The organism is Flavobacteriales bacterium (assembly GCA_020635855.1).
Classification (GTDB): Bacteria; Bacteroidota; Bacteroidia; order JACJYZ01; family JACJYZ01; genus JACJYZ01.
This window is the reverse complement of sequence record JACJYZ010000003.1, coordinates 848,919-865,863: the sequence shown is the minus strand read 5'-3', so window position 1 is coordinate 865,863 and position 16,945 is coordinate 848,919. Positions and strand designations below refer to the sequence as shown.

Below are 16,945 nucleotides of genomic sequence, written 5' to 3'. Positions count from 1 at the left end.
ATAACCTGAAGTTCATACCTGACGCAGCTTCCATTTCCCCCTCCTGAACACCACCCAACTCATGGCGGCCAGCACACCTTCTGCTGCTGCAATGCATACAAGCACGGCCACAGGTCCAAGGTCCATCACAATGGAAGTCAGGTAGGCCACAGGGATCTGCAACAACCAAAACACGATGAAATTCATCCAGGTTGGAGTTTGTGTGTCACCAGCCCCATTGAATGCCTGCGCAAACACCATCCCCCAGGCGAAAAACAGGTAGCCCAGGCTAACCAGCTTCAGTGTTCTGACACCGGACACCAACACATCTCCAGTCACATCAAACAAACCCAACACCTGTTCAGGCAAAAAGTAATAAACCAGTGCCACCAGCCCCATGAAAGCCATGTTAAACCATCCCGTTCGCCACACCGCCTGTTCTGCCCGATCCGGCAAACCGGCACCCAGGTTTTGCCCTACCAGGGTGGCTGCTGCATTCGACAAACCCCAGGCGGGAAGAATGGTGAATACCAGCACGCGGATACCCAACACATACCCCGCCAGGTTCTCCGAACCGAAATGGGCCATGATCTTCATCAGGAACACCCAACTGGCGGATGCGATCAGGAATTGTCCCGTACCGCCCGTTGACAGAACCACCATCCGCCTGATGATCTTCCAATCAAGCGATACATATTTCTTCAGGCATACCTGGCGGTTCCCGAAGAACAGGAAATACAACTGGAAGAGCACCCCCACTCCCCGACCGATGTTGGTTGCGATGGCTGCGCCTTCAAGTCCCAACTGCGGAAAAGGTCCCCAACCGAAAATCAACATCGGGTCCAGGATGATGTTAAGTCCGTTGGAGATGCCCAACGCATACCACGCCAGGAACGGGTTGCCCGCGCCTCGGAAAATGGCGTTGTGCATAAAGATCAGCATGATCACATAATTTCCTCCCAACATCCATCTGGTATACCCTGCATTGGCATGGGCCATGCCCGGTTCTGCCCCCATGAGCAACAATATATTTTCCGCGAGAAAGAGACCCGCCACGCTGATTACGCTGGCCAACCCAAGGCTTAACCATATCGCTTGCATGGCGGTTCGGGAGGCATCGCCCAGGTTCTTTTCTCCTACCCGCCGGGCCACCATGGCCGTAACAGCCATGCTGGAACCGAACGCCAGGGAATAAACCAAGGTGAGAATGGATTCTGTCAGACCGACGGTTGCTACAGCATCCACACCGATGCGGCTCACAAAATAGATATCGACCACAGCAAAAGTGGACTCCATCATCATTTCCAGAATCATGGGAATGGCCAGCAAAAGTATGGAAGCGCTGATGTTGCCTTGGGTAAAATCAAGCGCCTCTCCACGTACGGAACGTAGCACAAGCGCGCCGAACTTTTTTAATCTGGGAATAAAAGACTGCATCATTTCCGGAACACAACGGGGTGCCCTCCCTTTAAACTTTTCTCGGGATGTGAATGGGATTTGTACGGGATTATGCCATCAAGGCTTTGACTTCAACCTTCCGTCGTTGTCATACTGATCTTCGGAGACCATGGCCCCTTTCTCATCAAACGCCTTCCATGTTCCTACTTTCACATAATCCGATACGTCCTTGCTGTAACGCACCTGCCCTTCCAACTGTACTTTGCCATCGGAGTAGTATTCCCGTTTGTCGAAGATCAGTTTTTTCTTGTCAACCAGCACCATTTCAGATTGGGGCAAACCGCTTTCATAAAAGAACTTGTTGACGATGTGGTATTCGAAACTCCGGTGGTTCACTTCCTGAAACTCCAGCTTTCCATTGGAATAGTACTCTTCCCATTCCAGGGGTTCACCATTTTTGTAACGTATTTTTGAGTGAACCTGTCCGTCGCTATAATAGCTGGTCATCTCAGACGCATTATCCCCCTTGGTGTGGAATTCCCTTTCCAGCTGTCCGGACTCATAGTAATTGAAATAAACGGATATCAACCTGCCCTGGGCATAATACCCGCGGTGCTTCAGCTTGCCGTTACTGTGGTAATCTTCCACCCACCCGTCACACAACCTTCCGTTGCAATACCTCAATGAGTCACCGCCGATTCGTTCATTGAACCGGTCGTACACCTGTATACCGTCGGCATATTGCGTACCGGCATCGGTGACTTCCGACATTGGAATGGTTTCCTCCTCTTGTGCCCATGCGATTGACAATGGCGCAAGTAACATCCATAAAATACATCGTGTGGTATGGCGAAGAATCCGTGACATCGTCCACAAAAATATACATTCCACCGAGATCCCAAAACCTCACAAGATGGGCTTTGGAACCAAAGAAAATCACCCGCTGCAAAGATGGAAGAACACAGTACAAAACTCCTTTCAGGTGCTATTCATATTTTTGTACCTTCGTCGATCTAAAAACTAAACAAATGAAATATTCGCACCGACTATTGATTTTGCACGGTCTTGTGGCATGCGGAGCGATGCTGGCATCCTGCGGTCACGACGCAAAGCCGGTTGAAACCATGCCGGAAGAAGAAAAGACCGTAACGGAAAACTCAGGTCTGCTCAAAGTGGATAACAAACTGGTGGTAATTCCTTCGGCCATCCAGATGACCAACCTGATCCAAAAATCAGGGGTTGCGTTTGACAAGGCCAATCTGACCAACACGGCAGATGCAAGCAAATACACCACTGTATTCCAGCAGGCCATCAACCTGGGCATCTACGGTGCAGATGCGGGATATGCCAGTGCCTTCAACCAATCACAACCGGCCATGGAATACATGGGCGCTGCCGGTAAGCTGGCCGAACAGTTGGATTTGTCCGCTGCCTTCGGATCAGACCTGATGAGTGCGCTCAAGGGTGGAGGTAATAAGGAAGCTTTGATGAACCTCGTTGCCACCGCGTACAAATCGTGTGACGAATTGCTGGACAAAGGTGAACGCACGGATGCAGCGGCCATGATCGCTTGCGGTGCCTGGATCGAAAGCATGCACTGTGCTTTGAATGCCTACCAGAAAACGAAAGATGCCATGTTGCTCGACTGCATCGCATCCCAGGGTGCCACCCTGAAGAACCTGCTCAATGTGGCCGGCGGAAATTTCTCCAGGGAAGATCAGCCTGAATTCGCCAATGCCATTGACACCCTGCAATACGTCCTGCAGGAATTCAACCAGGCCTATTCAAATTACACGTTTGTGGAAAGCACCCACGATGCCGGCGGTAAAAAGTCGGTCATCAACAGCACGAACCAGCAAGGGATCCAGCAAGAAAACCTTGATCGCATCATCACATACCTGGAAGACCTTCGCCGGAAGCTGATCTCCTGATGAGCATCCCACTATCAACTTAAATCCATTGCAATGAAACGCATTTTTATTATCCTCTCCCTCGTTGGCTTCACCGCCACAGCTTCCATGGCACAGTGCAACGACGGCAGATCATACAAAGACCTGGAGGTTCCCTGTTACAAGGAATTCGCATCTCCGGAATACATCAGCGACGGACAACAGTACCGTGAATTCCTGACCGGCGGTTTGCAGGCAGAATACACTGTTACCTTTTACGGCGGCACCACGTACCGCATCGTTACCTGTTCAGACCTTGCCGATGCACCCATCGTGTATTCCATCACCGACCCGAAAGGCAACATATTGTTCAACAACGAGCAGTTTGAGAATGCACGCGTGTGGGACCTTGAATTCAAATCCACCATCACCTGCCAGTTGAAATTTCACTTTGCCGGCCAGGAAGTGGAAGAGCGTGGCAACATTGTTGACCCAAACGACACACTTCCCGACAGCCTCAAGAAAGAAACACCGGAAGAGAAAGCTGCGGAAGAAGCCAAGATCAGTGGTTGTGCGTCAATCATCATCAGCTTCAAGCAATAAGCAGGCACGAATATTCCAAACAAAAAGCCGGCTCCTTCTGGGACGCCGGCTTTTTTATGTGATTAACTGACCGGTATTATTCTATCAGGGTTATGTCTGACACCATGTTCACCAGGTCTTCCTGAACCGGTTTGGGGGTGATGGAAAAATTGTAATTGGCGGATGCCACCAGGAACTGGTTGCCACCCTTGATGATTTTCATGAATGAAACACCGTTGGTGTACTGGTTGGTAAAGGTCAGGAATGCAGTGTTGTAATCGTCAGAGTAGGAAACATAAGGTTCCTCGGTGATCAACTGCGCAGCAAAAAGATTATCAATGGATGCTTCCACGTATTGTTCCAGGTTCATCCCACCCGTATTGAACTCTTTGGTTACATTCATGTGGCTGCCGTCGCTGTACATAAATGTATTAATGGGTGTGAGCGGATCATCCAGGCCCGCCTGGTTGTAGGTCACGTGCCAGTCATTCGGATGGTCGGCATACACCACGAAACCGGCCGCCTCATTCACCAGGTTCTTTCCTGTGAAACGGTCCGGAAAAAATTGGACCCCGCTTTCATCAAACTCGTGGATCTGGTCACGGGTCACGCTGCCGGTGGTATACTCGAACCGTTCACCCGATGGTGCCTCCACGGATTTGGTAGCGGTTTTGGCCTGCTCCACAATCGGTTGATCCACATTAAAACTGAACGTACCTTTTTTAATGTCGATGTTGAAGGATCCTTTGCCGCCTTTTCCTTTGGGGCCCACCATCTGGAAGATCACAACAAAGGATACCACCGCCAGAATGCCGAAAAAGATCAGCATGCTGGTAAACCGCTTGGTTTTTTGCTTTTCGATCTCTATTTGTACCTCAGGGGGTGCGTGGTATTTTTCGTCTGCCATGACCTTGGATTTTTGCGCAATATAGGACAAAGCGGGAACATCGGAATTCCCCGGCAGGAAACCCCTCAAAACACGGATCTCCCGGTTAACCGGGAGGTCCATCAGCAAAAAAAACTTACAAAAATCTATTCTCCTTTTGGCACCCCAATCCCCTCAATCTTCAACTCCACCACCCGTTTGTTCTCAGTGCCGTGGCGGTACATGTTCACCTCCATCACGATGCGGTTCCCGTTCTCATCCACTTCCTTCTGCATCACCTGGAGCTTTTTGAAATCGGTTCCTTCCAGGTAAATGTCATTGGACGCATCCTTTTCCACAATGGTCCATTCTGTTTCCGGCAAACACGCTTTGATGTTTGCGACTACCTCTTCATAGGATTTCTTCAGCTTGTCGGTGATCTTCGGCAGCGTTTCCGTTTCAAAGAACACTTCATACGACGGATGGGTTTCGCTCATACCGATGTAGCCCTTGTATGTGGCGGACAACTCCACGGTGCAAAACTGGTACGGGCGGTCAGCGCCGGAGATCTTCTTGGTCGTTTGCTCCCCCCGCACCGCATTGAATCCCGCTTTGGCTGCTTCGATAATTTGTTTGAAATTTTCACAGAAATCTATCTCCATGACCTGGTTCCGGTTGGGTGCCCCTTCCGTATCCCGAATGGGATTGGCCCGGGACGACAGCACCGGCAGCCACAACAATGCACATACACACACTACGCTTACACGTTTCATAGACGCTTGATTTGGTTGAACGACGGGCTAATTTACATATCGGAGCCTGTATTCCAAAAAACAGGATGCAAGGGGTGTGCCAAAGGGAGATGGATGTTGAGACGATAGATATTAGACGCGGGATGTGGGAAGAAAGAATGCCTATTCATACATGGGTAAGATCAAACACGATGTTCGCTCCTTCCGCATGAATCGTATTGCTAACTTGAATTGGGGCGGGGATTGGTGCGCCCCGGGTGACAGATGCCCTATGTTAGACTTTAGGTGTAACACGTATTACCCGGATGTGGATACCACAAGAATACCCAACTGAAATCAGTATCCGTTACCATCCCGTCCATTCCTAATTCCTAATTCCTAATTCCTAATTATTTTCATCCCTCTTTCCAACAACAACGAAATTCCGATCACCAGCGCAGGTGCAATGAGGTTGTACCACAAATAGGCGATCTCCATTTGCCCCGTTCGGTTCAGGTAAAACAGTACAAGGATCAGACCTTGGGAGATCAATGCCGCAGGAAACACCGCGCGCCCCCCCACCCCTTTGAAGAAAAATGCCACCAGGAAAATACCCAGGATGCTTCCGTAAAACAAAGATCCAAGGATGTTCACGGCTTCTATCAGGTTATCGAACAGGGAGGCCAGTATGGCAAATATAATCGACAACACACCGAACAGAAAAGTGATCCAACGCGAGGCCTTCAGGTAGTGGCCGTCATCCGCATCTCTTCTGATCTTACGCTTGTACACGTCTACCGTTCCTGTGGATCCCAATGCATTCAGCTCGGCGGAAGTGCTTGACATGGCAGCAGAGAAGATCACCGCCAGCAGCAAGCCTACCAGGCCTACCGGAAGAAAAGACAGCACCCAGGTGATGAATATGTAGTCGTTGTCGCGCACTTCAGCAGTGGGGTTCACGGACAGAATCAACGAATCCGCACGCGCACGCAGCACTTCTTCCTGCGCCAGGTCTTGTTGCACCCGATCCACATTCGGATGTTCACGGCCTTCTTCCAGTTGCAGCACGAGGTTGAGCACGTCCGTTTTCTTGTCTTCATGAAGTTCGGAGAAGTCGGCCTGCAATTCCCTGTAAGGTGCCGCCGATGCGCTTTCCAATACCGCCTCCTCATTCTGCTTGTTGAAATGAAGGGGTGGTTCATGCAATTGGTAGCAAACGAACACCAACACGCCGATCAGCAAAATAAAAAACTGCATGGGGATCTTGAGGATGGCATTGAACATAAGGCCTAACCGGCTTTCGGTTACCGACCTCCCCGAAAGGTAACGTTGCACCTGCGACTGATCGGTACCGAAATAACTCAACTGCAGGAAAAATCCCCCCAGCAATCCCGACCACAATGTATATCGGTTGTCCGGATCGAGATCGAGGTTGATTACCTCCATTTTACCCAGCTTTCCGGCGAGGGATAAAGCGGTGGGGAACGACAAATATTCACCCAGGTACTGCACCAACAGAACGAACGCAATCAACATACCGGCAAAGATCACCGCCATTTGTTGTTTGTGTGTCTGACTCACCGCCGACGTTCCGCCGGATACGGTATAGATGATCACCAGCACACCGATGAAAAGGATGGTGATATTGAGATCCCAATGCAGGATCTGACTCAGGATGATGGCCGGAGCATAAATGGTAATGCCTGCCGCCAGTCCGCGCTGTACCAGAAACAACCCTGCCGTCAGCAGGCGGGTACGCACATCAAACCTGCCTTCCAGGAATTCGTAGGCGGTGTAGACCTTTAACTTGTAATAAAGAGGAATGAACACGGCAGATATCACCACCATGGCCAACGGCAAACCAAAATAAAACTGCACGAAGCCCATGCCATCCGTATAGGCCTTACCGGGTGTTGACAAGAATGTGATGGCACTGGCCTGGGTAGCCATCACCGACAGGGCAATGCCCCACCCCTTGTCTTTACCGCCACGAATGTAGTCGGACAGGTTGCGACTTCCCCGTGTTTTCCACGTGCCGTATATAACAATAAAGAGCAACGTGGCGAGCATCACTGCCCAGTCCCAAATGCTCATTGGTACATGCGGGTTATCAGATAAAACAAAATGATCAGAACCACTTCAAAAGCCAATACGGCGGCATAGCGCAAACGCCAGTTCGCCTCGGATGACACCTGTTCAATCTCTACGTTATTTTTTTCCTTCTTCATTGGAAAGCAGGTTCACAAACAAGCGAATGGCACCAGGCACACCAGCGGGCAGCTGGCGGAAAAAAGATATACCCGTATAGATAAACGTCCCCTTGCCATACTTGGCAACGAGGAGGGCACCGGTTTTCTCTTCCTCATCCGGATCGTGCCATCCCACCACAGGTTTGTATTGTGCATCCCATTGATCGGCGAAATACAAACCGCGTTCCTGCACCCATCCGTTGAAGTCCGTATCTGCTATTTTGTTGGGTCGGTCAAGAATCGGGTTGCGGGGTTCGATGATATGCGCAGGAGCTTCTTCCACGGTCACGCGATCACGTGAAAGGTGAAGCGGGTAAGGTCCCAGGTCGTTGTCGCCGATACCACCGTTGGTGTTGTACTGCACAACCATCCGGCCGCCGTTTTCCACATATTTCATCAGCATCTTTTTCTTGCCTGCCAGCCATGTTTCGGTATTGAAGGCCCTTACGCCTGTTACAATCACATCGTATTTTGACAGGTCGTTGTTGCCAACCGCATGCTCATCCAACATCTCCACCTTATATCCCAATTGGGTAAGGGTAGCGGGTACATCATCGCCCGGTCCCATGATATAGCCTATGCGCAATGGCTTTGTATTCAACTGCACCGCTGTTGCTGTTACCTGGCTGAGCGGAAACACGAGCTGGGGTCGAATGTGGGTATAGTTCACTTCATCCGCCGCGTACAGGTTGTGTAAGAGTCGGTCTTTGTGCGAACTCCACATAGCCTGGATCCGGCCCACAGAAGATACAGCCGGAGGTGTAAGCCGGAATCGCACAAGGGATTCCGCCCCGTACTTATCGAGGCGAACAGGATAAGATGCCGGTTCGGATGTCCAGCCTTCGGGCAGCGTAAGTGTTACCGTACCATCCACCACCTGCTGGTCCCATGAACGCAGGTTGAGGGTCACATCCACCTGCTTCCCGACCGGTGTAACAAAAGAGGTATTCGAAAAGTTCCCGGTGAGCTGTGGTGCCACAAGCAAGGGTCTAATACGTTCTCCATCCACACGATCCGTCCAACTGTATACCACCGGGCGATCGACTGTTAACGGCAGACCACCGACAACCAGATCAATTGATGCCGTGAGGGTAGCAGGATTTTCCGGCAGTCCGATCCATTCCTGTGATGGTACACGAAATGTACCATCATCATGCGCACCTTGCAACCAGTAGGGTTGATCGCGTTCGCGTTGGGGCATCAACACCCGCACGTTCACATCCTTTGCCACATTGAAGGCCAGGTCAACACCCAGCGTGGTGTCATTGGCAGCCATGGAAAGACGCTGCCATTTCACCGGCACACCGGTACGCGCAATCACCGACACCTTCACGTTCACACCTTCTCCACCCGCCACGGCATAGTTGTCTGAAGCGGCATCGGCATACACTCCGGCACAAGCCAGAATCAGATCACGTGCCTGTGCCAGCTTATAGGAACGCCAATAGGCATCCTTCACTTTATCAATCAACTTGTAGGCAGCAACCAGGTCGGGGAGGATCACAGATGGATCCTGCGGATTGAAATTCCGAATGGCACGATCCAGTATCTCACCAATGGCTTTTCCGTTCTCCATCCGGGACCACCTTGTGTCGATCCCATCCATCAATGATCCTTTGGCCATATCACCCGCCGTATGTTGCAGGTATTCGGTTTGGCTTCCACGAACACGGGCAGCACCGAAACCCTGGCTTTTATGCATGGAGCGGCTGAGCGCGGCAATTTCATTGTAACTCATCCCGAGCAAAGGGTTGTATGCACCGATGTCTACGGTCACGAACGCCGGATTGTCTTTTGCCTGTTTTTCGATGTCCTCATTCCACCAGGAACTGGCATTGAACAAGAGTCGCTTGGCTTGCCAGGTCTGAACGTATTTCAATTGTTCCGGAAAAGCTTTCGGGTCTGCAGCCAGGTCGAACGCTTCCCTGGCAAGCAAGGCGGATGATGAATGGTGACCATGGCCGCCATAGTTGCTATCCGGTGTAGGAAAACGTGTGATGATCACATCGGGCCGGAACTTTCGGATCGCATACACCACATCCGAAAGGATCGCCTGCTTGTCCCACTTCTCCAGGGTTTCCGAACTCGACTTGGAATATCCGAAATCCACTGCCCGGGTGAACATCTGTTCTCCCCCATCAATCCTGCGTGCCTCGAGCAATTCCTGGGTGCGGAGCAATCCCATGTAATCACCCTTTTCGGTGCCTATCAGGTTCTGGCCACCATCTCCCCGGGTCATGCTCAGGTACCCGGTACGCAGGTGCATATCGCCCACAAGGTAAGCGATCAGGCGGGTGTTCTCATCGTCGGGATGGGCGGCAACATACAACACAGATCCCACCGTATTTAATCGCTGCAGATCCTGAAGGATTCTGGAGGATGAAACATCCTGCCCCCATCCGGTTTGCGCAAACAAGGACAGGACACAAAACAGGTACAATCGAAAATCTTTCATGGTTCATTGGGGTTTGTTCACACCGGGGGGAACAAAGAAAGATAAATTTGGGGAAAGACGATGGGCCTGACCGTTTGCTGCACCAATTGCTATTGAGCGGTGCCGGTTGCGTCAATTGTTGTCAGTGCCTGTTCTTCAGCGGCAGTGGATATCAGGTGAGCGCCTATGTCATTGGTCAGGTCTTTTCCTCCGGTCAGGTTGCTGGCCAGTGATCCGATCGTATAGATTGGCCCCCAGGGAATCCCCCACCACCCCAGTACAAGGGAGAGAAATGTCCATGGCAAGCCTTTTACCACAGCCGACTCCCCAGGTGGAATATAATACAGATCAGTGCCTCTCTTGAAGGTCATGAGGATAATGGAAACACAGTACTGGTACTGCACAAATCGGGCGCCACGATCCAGTTCACGGCGGAGGGTAGCGGCATTCATGTTCGGAGGCATGCCTTTGATTTCAATCATGACCGGTTCATTGTTGCGTTCAGGAAATGTACAAAAAAAGCCGGCCATCCTGTTCGGGATGGCCGGCTTCGTATGAAAGGTGATAAAACCTTAATGTTTGTAGATGCGGAATGTTTTGTAGCTCTGGTCACCGAAGTTGACCTTCACCAGGTAAATTCCGCTCTGGTAGTTGGCAAGACTCATTACATGGTCTTCTGATACAGGCGCATCAATCATGCGGCCTGCCATATCGAAGATCTGTACTGACAACATATCCTTCAGACCTTCTCCGCTCATGTATACCACATCGCGGGTCGGGTTCGGATAGAGGTTCACGGTGTGATCTACAACCAGTGTATGAACACCCACAGTGAAGTCTACCATCACAGAATCCATTCCCGTACAACCATTGGCATCGGTTACGGTCACGTAATATGTGCCGCTCACCAGGCCTGTGGCGGTAGCTGTGGTTTGTGAATTGGCATCGTTCCATTGGTACGTATAAGGCTGCGTACCTCCGGATGCACCCACCGTGGCTGAACCGTCTGCGCAATTGTAGCAACTTTCGTTCACTGCGCTCATGTTCAGTTTCACCGGTTTGGGTGATTTCACCTGCACATTCTCTGTGGATTTGCAACCGTTGTTATCGGTTACGGTCACACCATACGAACCGGCAGTCAGACCGGTAAGGTCTTCCGTAGTGGCGCCATTGCTCCACATGAAAGAGTAAGGTGCAGCACCACCGCCAACGGTCAGGTCAATGCCTCCGTCGGCAGAGCCCGGACAGGTCACATCGATGGGCGCAGTCGCCAGGAACGGTCCGCCCTGATCGCTTACACCCTTGGTCAATGTTTCCGTGCAACCGGAAGCATCGGTAACGGTTACCGTGTACAGTCCGGCTGAGAGTGATCCCACATCCTGACTGGTAGCACCGTTGCTCCACAGGTAGGTATAACCCGGAGAACCGCCGCTTACCGACACATCGATCAAACCGTTCGAGCTTCCGCAGCTGGAATTGCTCACGTTACCCGTGATGGTAATCGCTGTGGGTTCGGTAACGGTTTCGCTGCCGGTTTCGGAGCAGCCGTTTGCATCGGTAACGGTTACATAGTAAGTACCTGCAGGCACACCGTTCAGGTCTTCGGTAGTAGTACCGTTGCTCCAGTTGAAGGCATAAGGTGCGGTACCGCCTACCACGATCAGATCAACAGAACCGTCGGAAGAACCATGACATGCAGCTGGCACTGAGCTCAGTGCAACGGTGATGTTCGGTTGGTTCACGACCGCCTGTGTCACTTTGAAGCAACCACCCTGATCCGTTACGGTCACATGGTATGTACCCGCACCCAAACCGGTGGCAGTGGCAGTAGTCTGATTGGAAGCATCATCCCACAGATACGTGTAGGGAGCAGTACCTCCGTTTACATTCACGGTGATGCTGCCATCGCTGTTGCCATTGCAGCTGGCGTGATGCACGGTGGTGGTGAGCGAGATAGCCACCGGAGCAATGACAGCGGCAGAATCCGCAGACATACAGCCGTTGGCATCCGTTACAGTTACAGCGTACATGCCCACGGAAAGACCATTCAGGTCTTTTGTTGTGGCACCGTTATTCCACAGATAGGTATAGGGTGATGTTCCACCATTGGTGGTTACCACGATCTTACCGTCACCCGCGCCATTGCATGTGATCTGGGTTACATCAAGCGTCGGAACCAGAAGATCCGGTTGCATGATCTTGGCAGAAGCAATGGACTGACAACCATTGCTGTCGGTCACAACCACCATGTAGTCGCCGGCAGCACCGGTGATGGTATCGGTGGTGGCGCCGGTATTCCACATGTAGGTCAGCGGAGGTACACCGCCGGCAGCAGATACGCTCAGCATACCGTCGCTGTCGCCATGACAGGTTGCACTCTTGGATGTAACGGTCAGGTTACCCGGACCGCTGCTGTTGCTTACATCCTCGTTATGGGTGAGGGTACAGCCATTGGCATCGGTCACGGTTACCGTGTAGTTACCCACACCAATGTTACCTGCATCCTGGCTGGTAGCACCGGTGCTCCATTTATGGGTATAAGAAGGGCTTCCGCCTGTTACGGTGATATTGATCAGACCGTCGTTGTTACCACAGCTTGGCTCGGTAACTACGGCAGATATCTGCAGCAGGGTCGGTTCGATGATGGTTTCCGAGGTTGTTTTCTCACAGCCGTTAGCGTCGGTCAGCGTAATGGTATACGTGCCGGCGGGCAGGTTATAAATATCCTCGGTGGTATCACCGTTGCTCCAATCATAGGTATAGGGACCTACACCACCGGCAACCGTCAGGTCGATGTATCCGTCGGTGCCGCCGTTGCAGCTGACCGGAGATACGTTGGTTGCCAGAATGATGTTGGGCGACTGAATGGTCACGTTCGCTGTAGAGGTACAACCGTTGCCATCTGTTACAGTCACCGAGTAAGTTCCGGCTGCGAGGCCGGTCACCAGTGAATCCGTTGAGTTTGTGCTCCAGTGGTAGGAATAAGGCTCAACTCCACCGGTTGGTGTCACGCTGGCGGCACCGTCCGATGTTGCTGTGCAGGAAGCATCCTGTTTGTTGATGTTCAGCGCAATTGCAGTGGGTTCACCCACTTCGAACGAATCAACGGTAAAGCAACCCAATGCATCGGTTACGGTAACGGTGTAAACACCGGCCGTAAGTCCGCTGCGATCTTCAGTGGTGGTGCTGTCATTCCACATGAACGAATGTCCGGGGATTCCACCGGAAACCAACAGATCGATGGCACCGTCATTTTCACCGGCACATGAAGCGCTGGTAATATTGGCGGCAAGCTGAATCGAATCGGGTTGGTTTACAGTTACCGTACCGAAGGCCACACAACCGGCGTTATCGGTAACGGTTACATGTACATCGCCTGCGAACAATCCTGTTGCAGTTGCAGCTGTCTGACCGTCTTCCCACAAAAACGTGTAAGGAGGTGTGCCGGAGCTGGTAGATACTGTAGCAGTACCATCGTTGCCACCATGGCAGGTAACCATGGTTGAGCTGGGCGTCAGCGGAGCCGGACCGCCCTGGTTGCTCAGGGTTTCCTTATGTACGGTAGAGCAACCTTTGCTATCGGTTACGGTTACCGTATAGGCACCTGCACCGATGTTACCGGCATCCTGTGTGGTATTGCCGTTGCTCCACAGATAAGTATAGGTAGGAGAACCACCGGTTACGGAGATATCAATCAATCCGTCGTTGTTACCGCAGGTAGGATTGGATACCGAGCTGCTGATCACAAGTGCGGTGGGTTCGCTGATGGTTTCGCTTGCAGTGGCGCTGCAACCATTCATATCGGTTACAGTTACCGAGTAAGTTCCGGCTGGGAGTCCGGTCGGATCCTGGATGGAATCACCATTGCTCCATTCATAAGAGTAAGGTGCTGCTCCACCCACAACCGTCAGGTCGATGCTGCCGTCCATGCCACCGTTACAGGTGGTATTGGTACCGCTGGTCGCCAGGGTTACGCCGGGCTGAGCCACTTCAACCGAATCAACCACTTTACATCCGTTGCTGTCGGTCACTTCCACATGGTACATGCCAGCTTCCAGTCCGGTTGCCTCAGGCGTGGTTTGGCTGCCTGCGTCATCCCACTGGAACATGAAGGGAGGAATGCCACCGGAAATAACCACCTTGGCCGTACCGTCATGTGCCGGTTGGCAAGACTCATCGGTAGAAGACATGGTGGTATGGATCGGAGCAGGTGTGTTTACCACACCAACTGCTGATTCAGAACAACCATTTGCATCGGTGACTGTCACTGTGTAAGAACCGGGTGTCAATCCGTCTGTGGTCGCAGTGGTATCACCATTGCTCCACTCATAACTGTATCCCGGGGTTCCGCCAATTACCGAAACCATCAACTGGCCGTCGGAAGAACCTGAGCAGGATGCTTCCATGGCGTCGATCTTCAGATCCAACGGTTGCGGATCTTCCACCTTGATCAGGGCAAGACCGACACAATTGGCCGAGTCGGTAACGGTTACCGTGTAAGAGCCGGAAGCGAGGCCACTGATGTCCTGGGTGGTGGCACCGGTATTCCATGTATAGGTATAGCCGGGTGTTCCGCCGGTTACCATCAGGTCGATGCTACCGTCATTGTTGCCGAAGCAGGAAGGCTTCGTCACCTGGCTTGCAAGTTTGGGACCGTTCTGGTTGGTGACCACACCCTGGTATACATTGGTACAACCGCGGCTATCGGTAACGGTCAGGAAATAAGATCCTGCACCGAGAGAACCGGCATCCTGGGTGGTGGCACCGTTGCTCCACAAATAGGTGTATGCGGGTGTGCCACCGGAAACCGAAACATCAATCAGTCCATCGTTGTTGGAACAAGTCGCATCAATCACGATCGCGGAGATCTTGATTTCGGCAGGCTGGGTCACCACTGTTGAAAGGGTATCAAAACAGCCGTTGGCATCTGTTACCGTAACGGTGTATTTACCACCTGTGAGGCCCGAGGCATCTTCGGTGGTTTGACCGTTGCTCCAGATGAATGCATATGGGGCGCTTCCGCCGGAAACGGTCAGATCAATTGAACCGTCGTTACCGCCGTAGCATTTGGGAGAAACAAAGTTGGAAGCCAGGGTCAGCGGGTTTCCTTTGCGCACGATGCCATGTACGGGTACACGTTCGCTTTCGCATGCAGCGGGTTCCACTTCCCAATCATAGAAGAAATAGTAGTAATCCATCGGCTGGCTGGCATTCGACCCTTTGATCGATACCAGGTCCTGGATCTCGTATGGATAAGATGGATTTGAACTGTTTCTGAACAGGTTCTGGGGAGAAAGGGTGGTGATGTAATAGTCTGTACCCGGATCCAACTTGAAGTCGAGTTGGATGCGGCTTTGGCCGTTCTGCACCATCACGGTTTTGCTTTTCAGCAGGGTACCACCGGGACCATCGTATACATTGATGGTGCGGTTTCCGGTACCATTCGCATACACCTTTACCGAGCGAATGGTCATGGGCGCCATCACGTCGAAGATCAGTCCCAGGTTGCTGTTTGTATTGTAGTTGCTTCCGTTTCCGAAGGTATTGTCCACCGGTCCGACTTTCACTGCTGCAGAGCGGATCAGTTCAGAAACATAATAGGTGACATCCGAGGTGATGTTCTCCGTGTGGGTCATGCCTGTATCAACCAGGTTGCCACCGGTAGGCGCATCGTACCAGTTGAGGTCACCGCCGTTGTTGGCTTTTGCCTTCAGATGAACCATTCCGCCGCCGGCGCAAACGGTGTCATCAAACGTATCGGGTGCAGGAGGACCTGCAAGGTAGGCAATGGCCTCACCGCGTTCGCTGATGCAACCGATGGCTTCCACTTCCCAATCATAGAAATAATAGTAGTAATTGTAGTTGGAAGCTCCACCCGCATTGGAACGGGTGATGGAAAGAACGTTGTTCAGGGTATAGGGGTAGTTGGCACCGCTGCTGTTGCGGAACAGGTTGGGAACACCACCTACCTGAAGGAAGTAGTCCGTACCCGGTTTCACCATGATATCAAGCTGCACGCGGTTTTCACCATCTACCAGGCTCACGTTACGTGAAGCAAGCACTGTACCGCCGGGGCCGTCACGCAATTGAATGATGCGGTCGCCGTCGCCATTGGCATATACGGTCACCGATCTCAGCATGAATGCAGAGTAGGCATCGAACAACAGACCGAAGTTCAGTTCGGTGTGGTTGCCTCCTGAACCGATGGTATCGGCGGGAGCACCCACATGCTGCGGGGCCTGCATTTCAACTTCTTCAACAAAGAAGGAAGTGGTTTTGCTGATGGAGGTCTTCAGCGTATCACCGGTTCCGAGGTTGTTGCCGCCATACAACTGATCAAACCATACCAGCTTGCCGCCGTTGTGGCCGGTAGCTGTAAGCATGACGCCGGTATTACCGCCGCACATGGCCGTATCGTTTGTAGTCATCGGCGGTGCCGGACGGTTAACGGTGATGTAATTGGATCGGGTCAGGGTGTCTTCACCACCGATACCGAACACCACCAGGCTCACCGAATAGCTACCGTTGGCTGCATAGTTATGCGCTGGGTTTTGGTCATTGGAAAGTGGACTTCCGTCGCCGAAATCCCATGTCCATTGCACAACACCACCTGTACTGGAATCTGCAAACTGCACGAATCCGTTGCACGTGTTAAGGGGCTGGGCTGAGAAATCTGCCTTTACCTGCGCTTTGGCAAAGGGCACAAAAAGAAGCAGTCCAATCCCCAAGGAGAATAGTTTCCTCATAATGAAGGGTTTTTGTTTTAAAAAAAGTCGTTGAGACAGTGATCAACTGCATGCATCACTGCCAAAAAAAAA

11 protein-coding genes are annotated in these 16,945 nt (G+C 51.9%); 2 read left to right on the top strand and 9 right to left on the bottom strand.

Annotated features, from left to right (window positions below; all coding sequences use genetic code 11):
* Positions 1–12: 12 nt before the first annotated feature.
* Positions 13–1,416, bottom strand: a complete 1,404-nt coding sequence (locus H6585_11980; GenBank protein ID MCB9449049.1) for an MATE family efflux transporter — start codon at positions 1,414–1,416, stop codon at positions 13–15.
* A gap of 78 nt (positions 1,417–1,494) precedes the next feature.
* Complete coding sequence (locus H6585_11975; GenBank protein MCB9449048.1) at positions 1,495–2,244, bottom strand: hypothetical protein; 750 nt, start codon at positions 2,242–2,244, stop codon at positions 1,495–1,497.
* A gap of 161 nt (positions 2,245–2,405) precedes the next feature.
* Here H6585_11975 and H6585_11970 point away from each other — a divergent pair, with 161 nt between their 5' ends.
* Positions 2,406–3,308, top strand: a complete 903-nt coding sequence (locus H6585_11970) for a hypothetical protein (GenBank protein MCB9449047.1) — start codon at positions 2,406–2,408, stop codon at positions 3,306–3,308.
* Between the two features lie 33 nt (positions 3,309–3,341).
* Complete coding sequence (locus tag H6585_11965) at positions 3,342–3,869, top strand: hypothetical protein (protein ID MCB9449046.1); 528 nt, start codon at positions 3,342–3,344, stop codon at positions 3,867–3,869.
* A 76-nt stretch (positions 3,870–3,945) separates the two neighbouring features.
* Here the strand turns inward: H6585_11965 and H6585_11960 are convergent, their stop codons facing one another.
* The 7 genes from H6585_11960 to H6585_11930 all read right to left on the bottom strand — a co-directional run bounded on the left by H6585_11960 (position 3,946) and on the right by H6585_11930 (position 16,873).
* Entirely contained in the window at positions 3,946–4,755 is an 810-nt protein-coding gene (locus tag H6585_11960) for a hypothetical protein (GenBank protein MCB9449045.1), read from the bottom strand.
* A 125-nt stretch (positions 4,756–4,880) separates the two neighbouring features.
* Positions 4,881–5,486 carry a hypothetical protein gene (locus H6585_11955; GenBank protein ID MCB9449044.1) on the bottom strand — a complete coding sequence of 202 codons (606 nt, stop codon included), beginning with the start codon at positions 5,484–5,486 and terminating at the stop codon, positions 4,881–4,883.
* A gap of 357 nt (positions 5,487–5,843) precedes the next feature.
* The gene (locus tag H6585_11950) at positions 5,844–7,538 is read right to left on the bottom strand and encodes a sodium:solute symporter (GenBank protein ID MCB9449043.1); all 1,695 of its coding nucleotides are present in this window, start codon (positions 7,536–7,538) and stop codon (positions 5,844–5,846) included.
* Positions 7,535–7,672, bottom strand: a complete 138-nt coding sequence (locus H6585_11945; protein ID MCB9449042.1) for a hypothetical protein — start codon at positions 7,670–7,672, stop codon at positions 7,535–7,537. The genes H6585_11950 and H6585_11945 overlap by 4 nt, the downstream gene beginning before the upstream one ends.
* The gene (locus H6585_11940; protein ID MCB9449041.1) at positions 7,653–10,148 is read right to left on the bottom strand and encodes a PIG-L family deacetylase; all 2,496 of its coding nucleotides are present in this window, start codon (positions 10,146–10,148) and stop codon (positions 7,653–7,655) included. The genes H6585_11945 and H6585_11940 overlap by 20 nt, the downstream gene beginning before the upstream one ends.
* 89 nt (positions 10,149–10,237) lie before the next feature.
* Positions 10,238–10,609, bottom strand: a complete 372-nt coding sequence (locus H6585_11935; GenBank protein MCB9449040.1) for a hypothetical protein — start codon at positions 10,607–10,609, stop codon at positions 10,238–10,240.
* 90 nt (positions 10,610–10,699) lie between these two features.
* Complete coding sequence (locus tag H6585_11930; protein MCB9449039.1) at positions 10,700–16,873, bottom strand: T9SS type A sorting domain-containing protein; 6,174 nt, start codon at positions 16,871–16,873, stop codon at positions 10,700–10,702.
* Positions 16,874–16,945 lie beyond the last annotated feature (72 nt).

Bases quoted from the DNA above. Each gene is read 5' to 3' on its own strand.
- H6585_11945 (MCB9449042.1), bottom strand. From the start codon at position 7,672: ATGAAGAAGGAAAAAAATAACGTAGAGATTGAACAGGTGTCATCCGAG.
- H6585_11975 (MCB9449048.1), bottom strand. From the start codon at position 2,244: ATGTCACGGATTCTTCGCCATACCACACGATGTATTTTATGGATGTTA.
- H6585_11955 (MCB9449044.1), bottom strand. From the start codon at position 5,486: ATGAAACGTGTAAGCGTAGTGTGTGTATGTGCATTGTTGTGGCTGCCG.
- H6585_11965 (MCB9449046.1), top strand. From the start codon at position 3,342: ATGAAACGCATTTTTATTATCCTCTCCCTCGTTGGCTTCACCGCCACA.
- H6585_11980 (MCB9449049.1), bottom strand. From the start codon at position 1,416: ATGCAGTCTTTTATTCCCAGATTAAAAAAGTTCGGCGCGCTTGTGCTA.
- H6585_11935 (MCB9449040.1), bottom strand. From the start codon at position 10,609: ATGATTGAAATCAAAGGCATGCCTCCGAACATGAATGCCGCTACCCTC.
- H6585_11950 (MCB9449043.1), bottom strand. From the start codon at position 7,538: ATGAGCATTTGGGACTGGGCAGTGATGCTCGCCACGTTGCTCTTTATT.
- H6585_11930 (MCB9449039.1), bottom strand. From the start codon at position 16,873: ATGAGGAAACTATTCTCCTTGGGGATTGGACTGCTTCTTTTTGTGCCC.
- H6585_11960 (MCB9449045.1), bottom strand. From the start codon at position 4,755: ATGGCAGACGAAAAATACCACGCACCCCCTGAGGTACAAATAGAGATC.
- H6585_11940 (MCB9449041.1), bottom strand. From the start codon at position 10,148: ATGAAAGATTTTCGATTGTACCTGTTTTGTGTCCTGTCCTTGTTTGCG.
- H6585_11970 (MCB9449047.1), top strand. From the start codon at position 2,406: ATGAAATATTCGCACCGACTATTGATTTTGCACGGTCTTGTGGCATGC.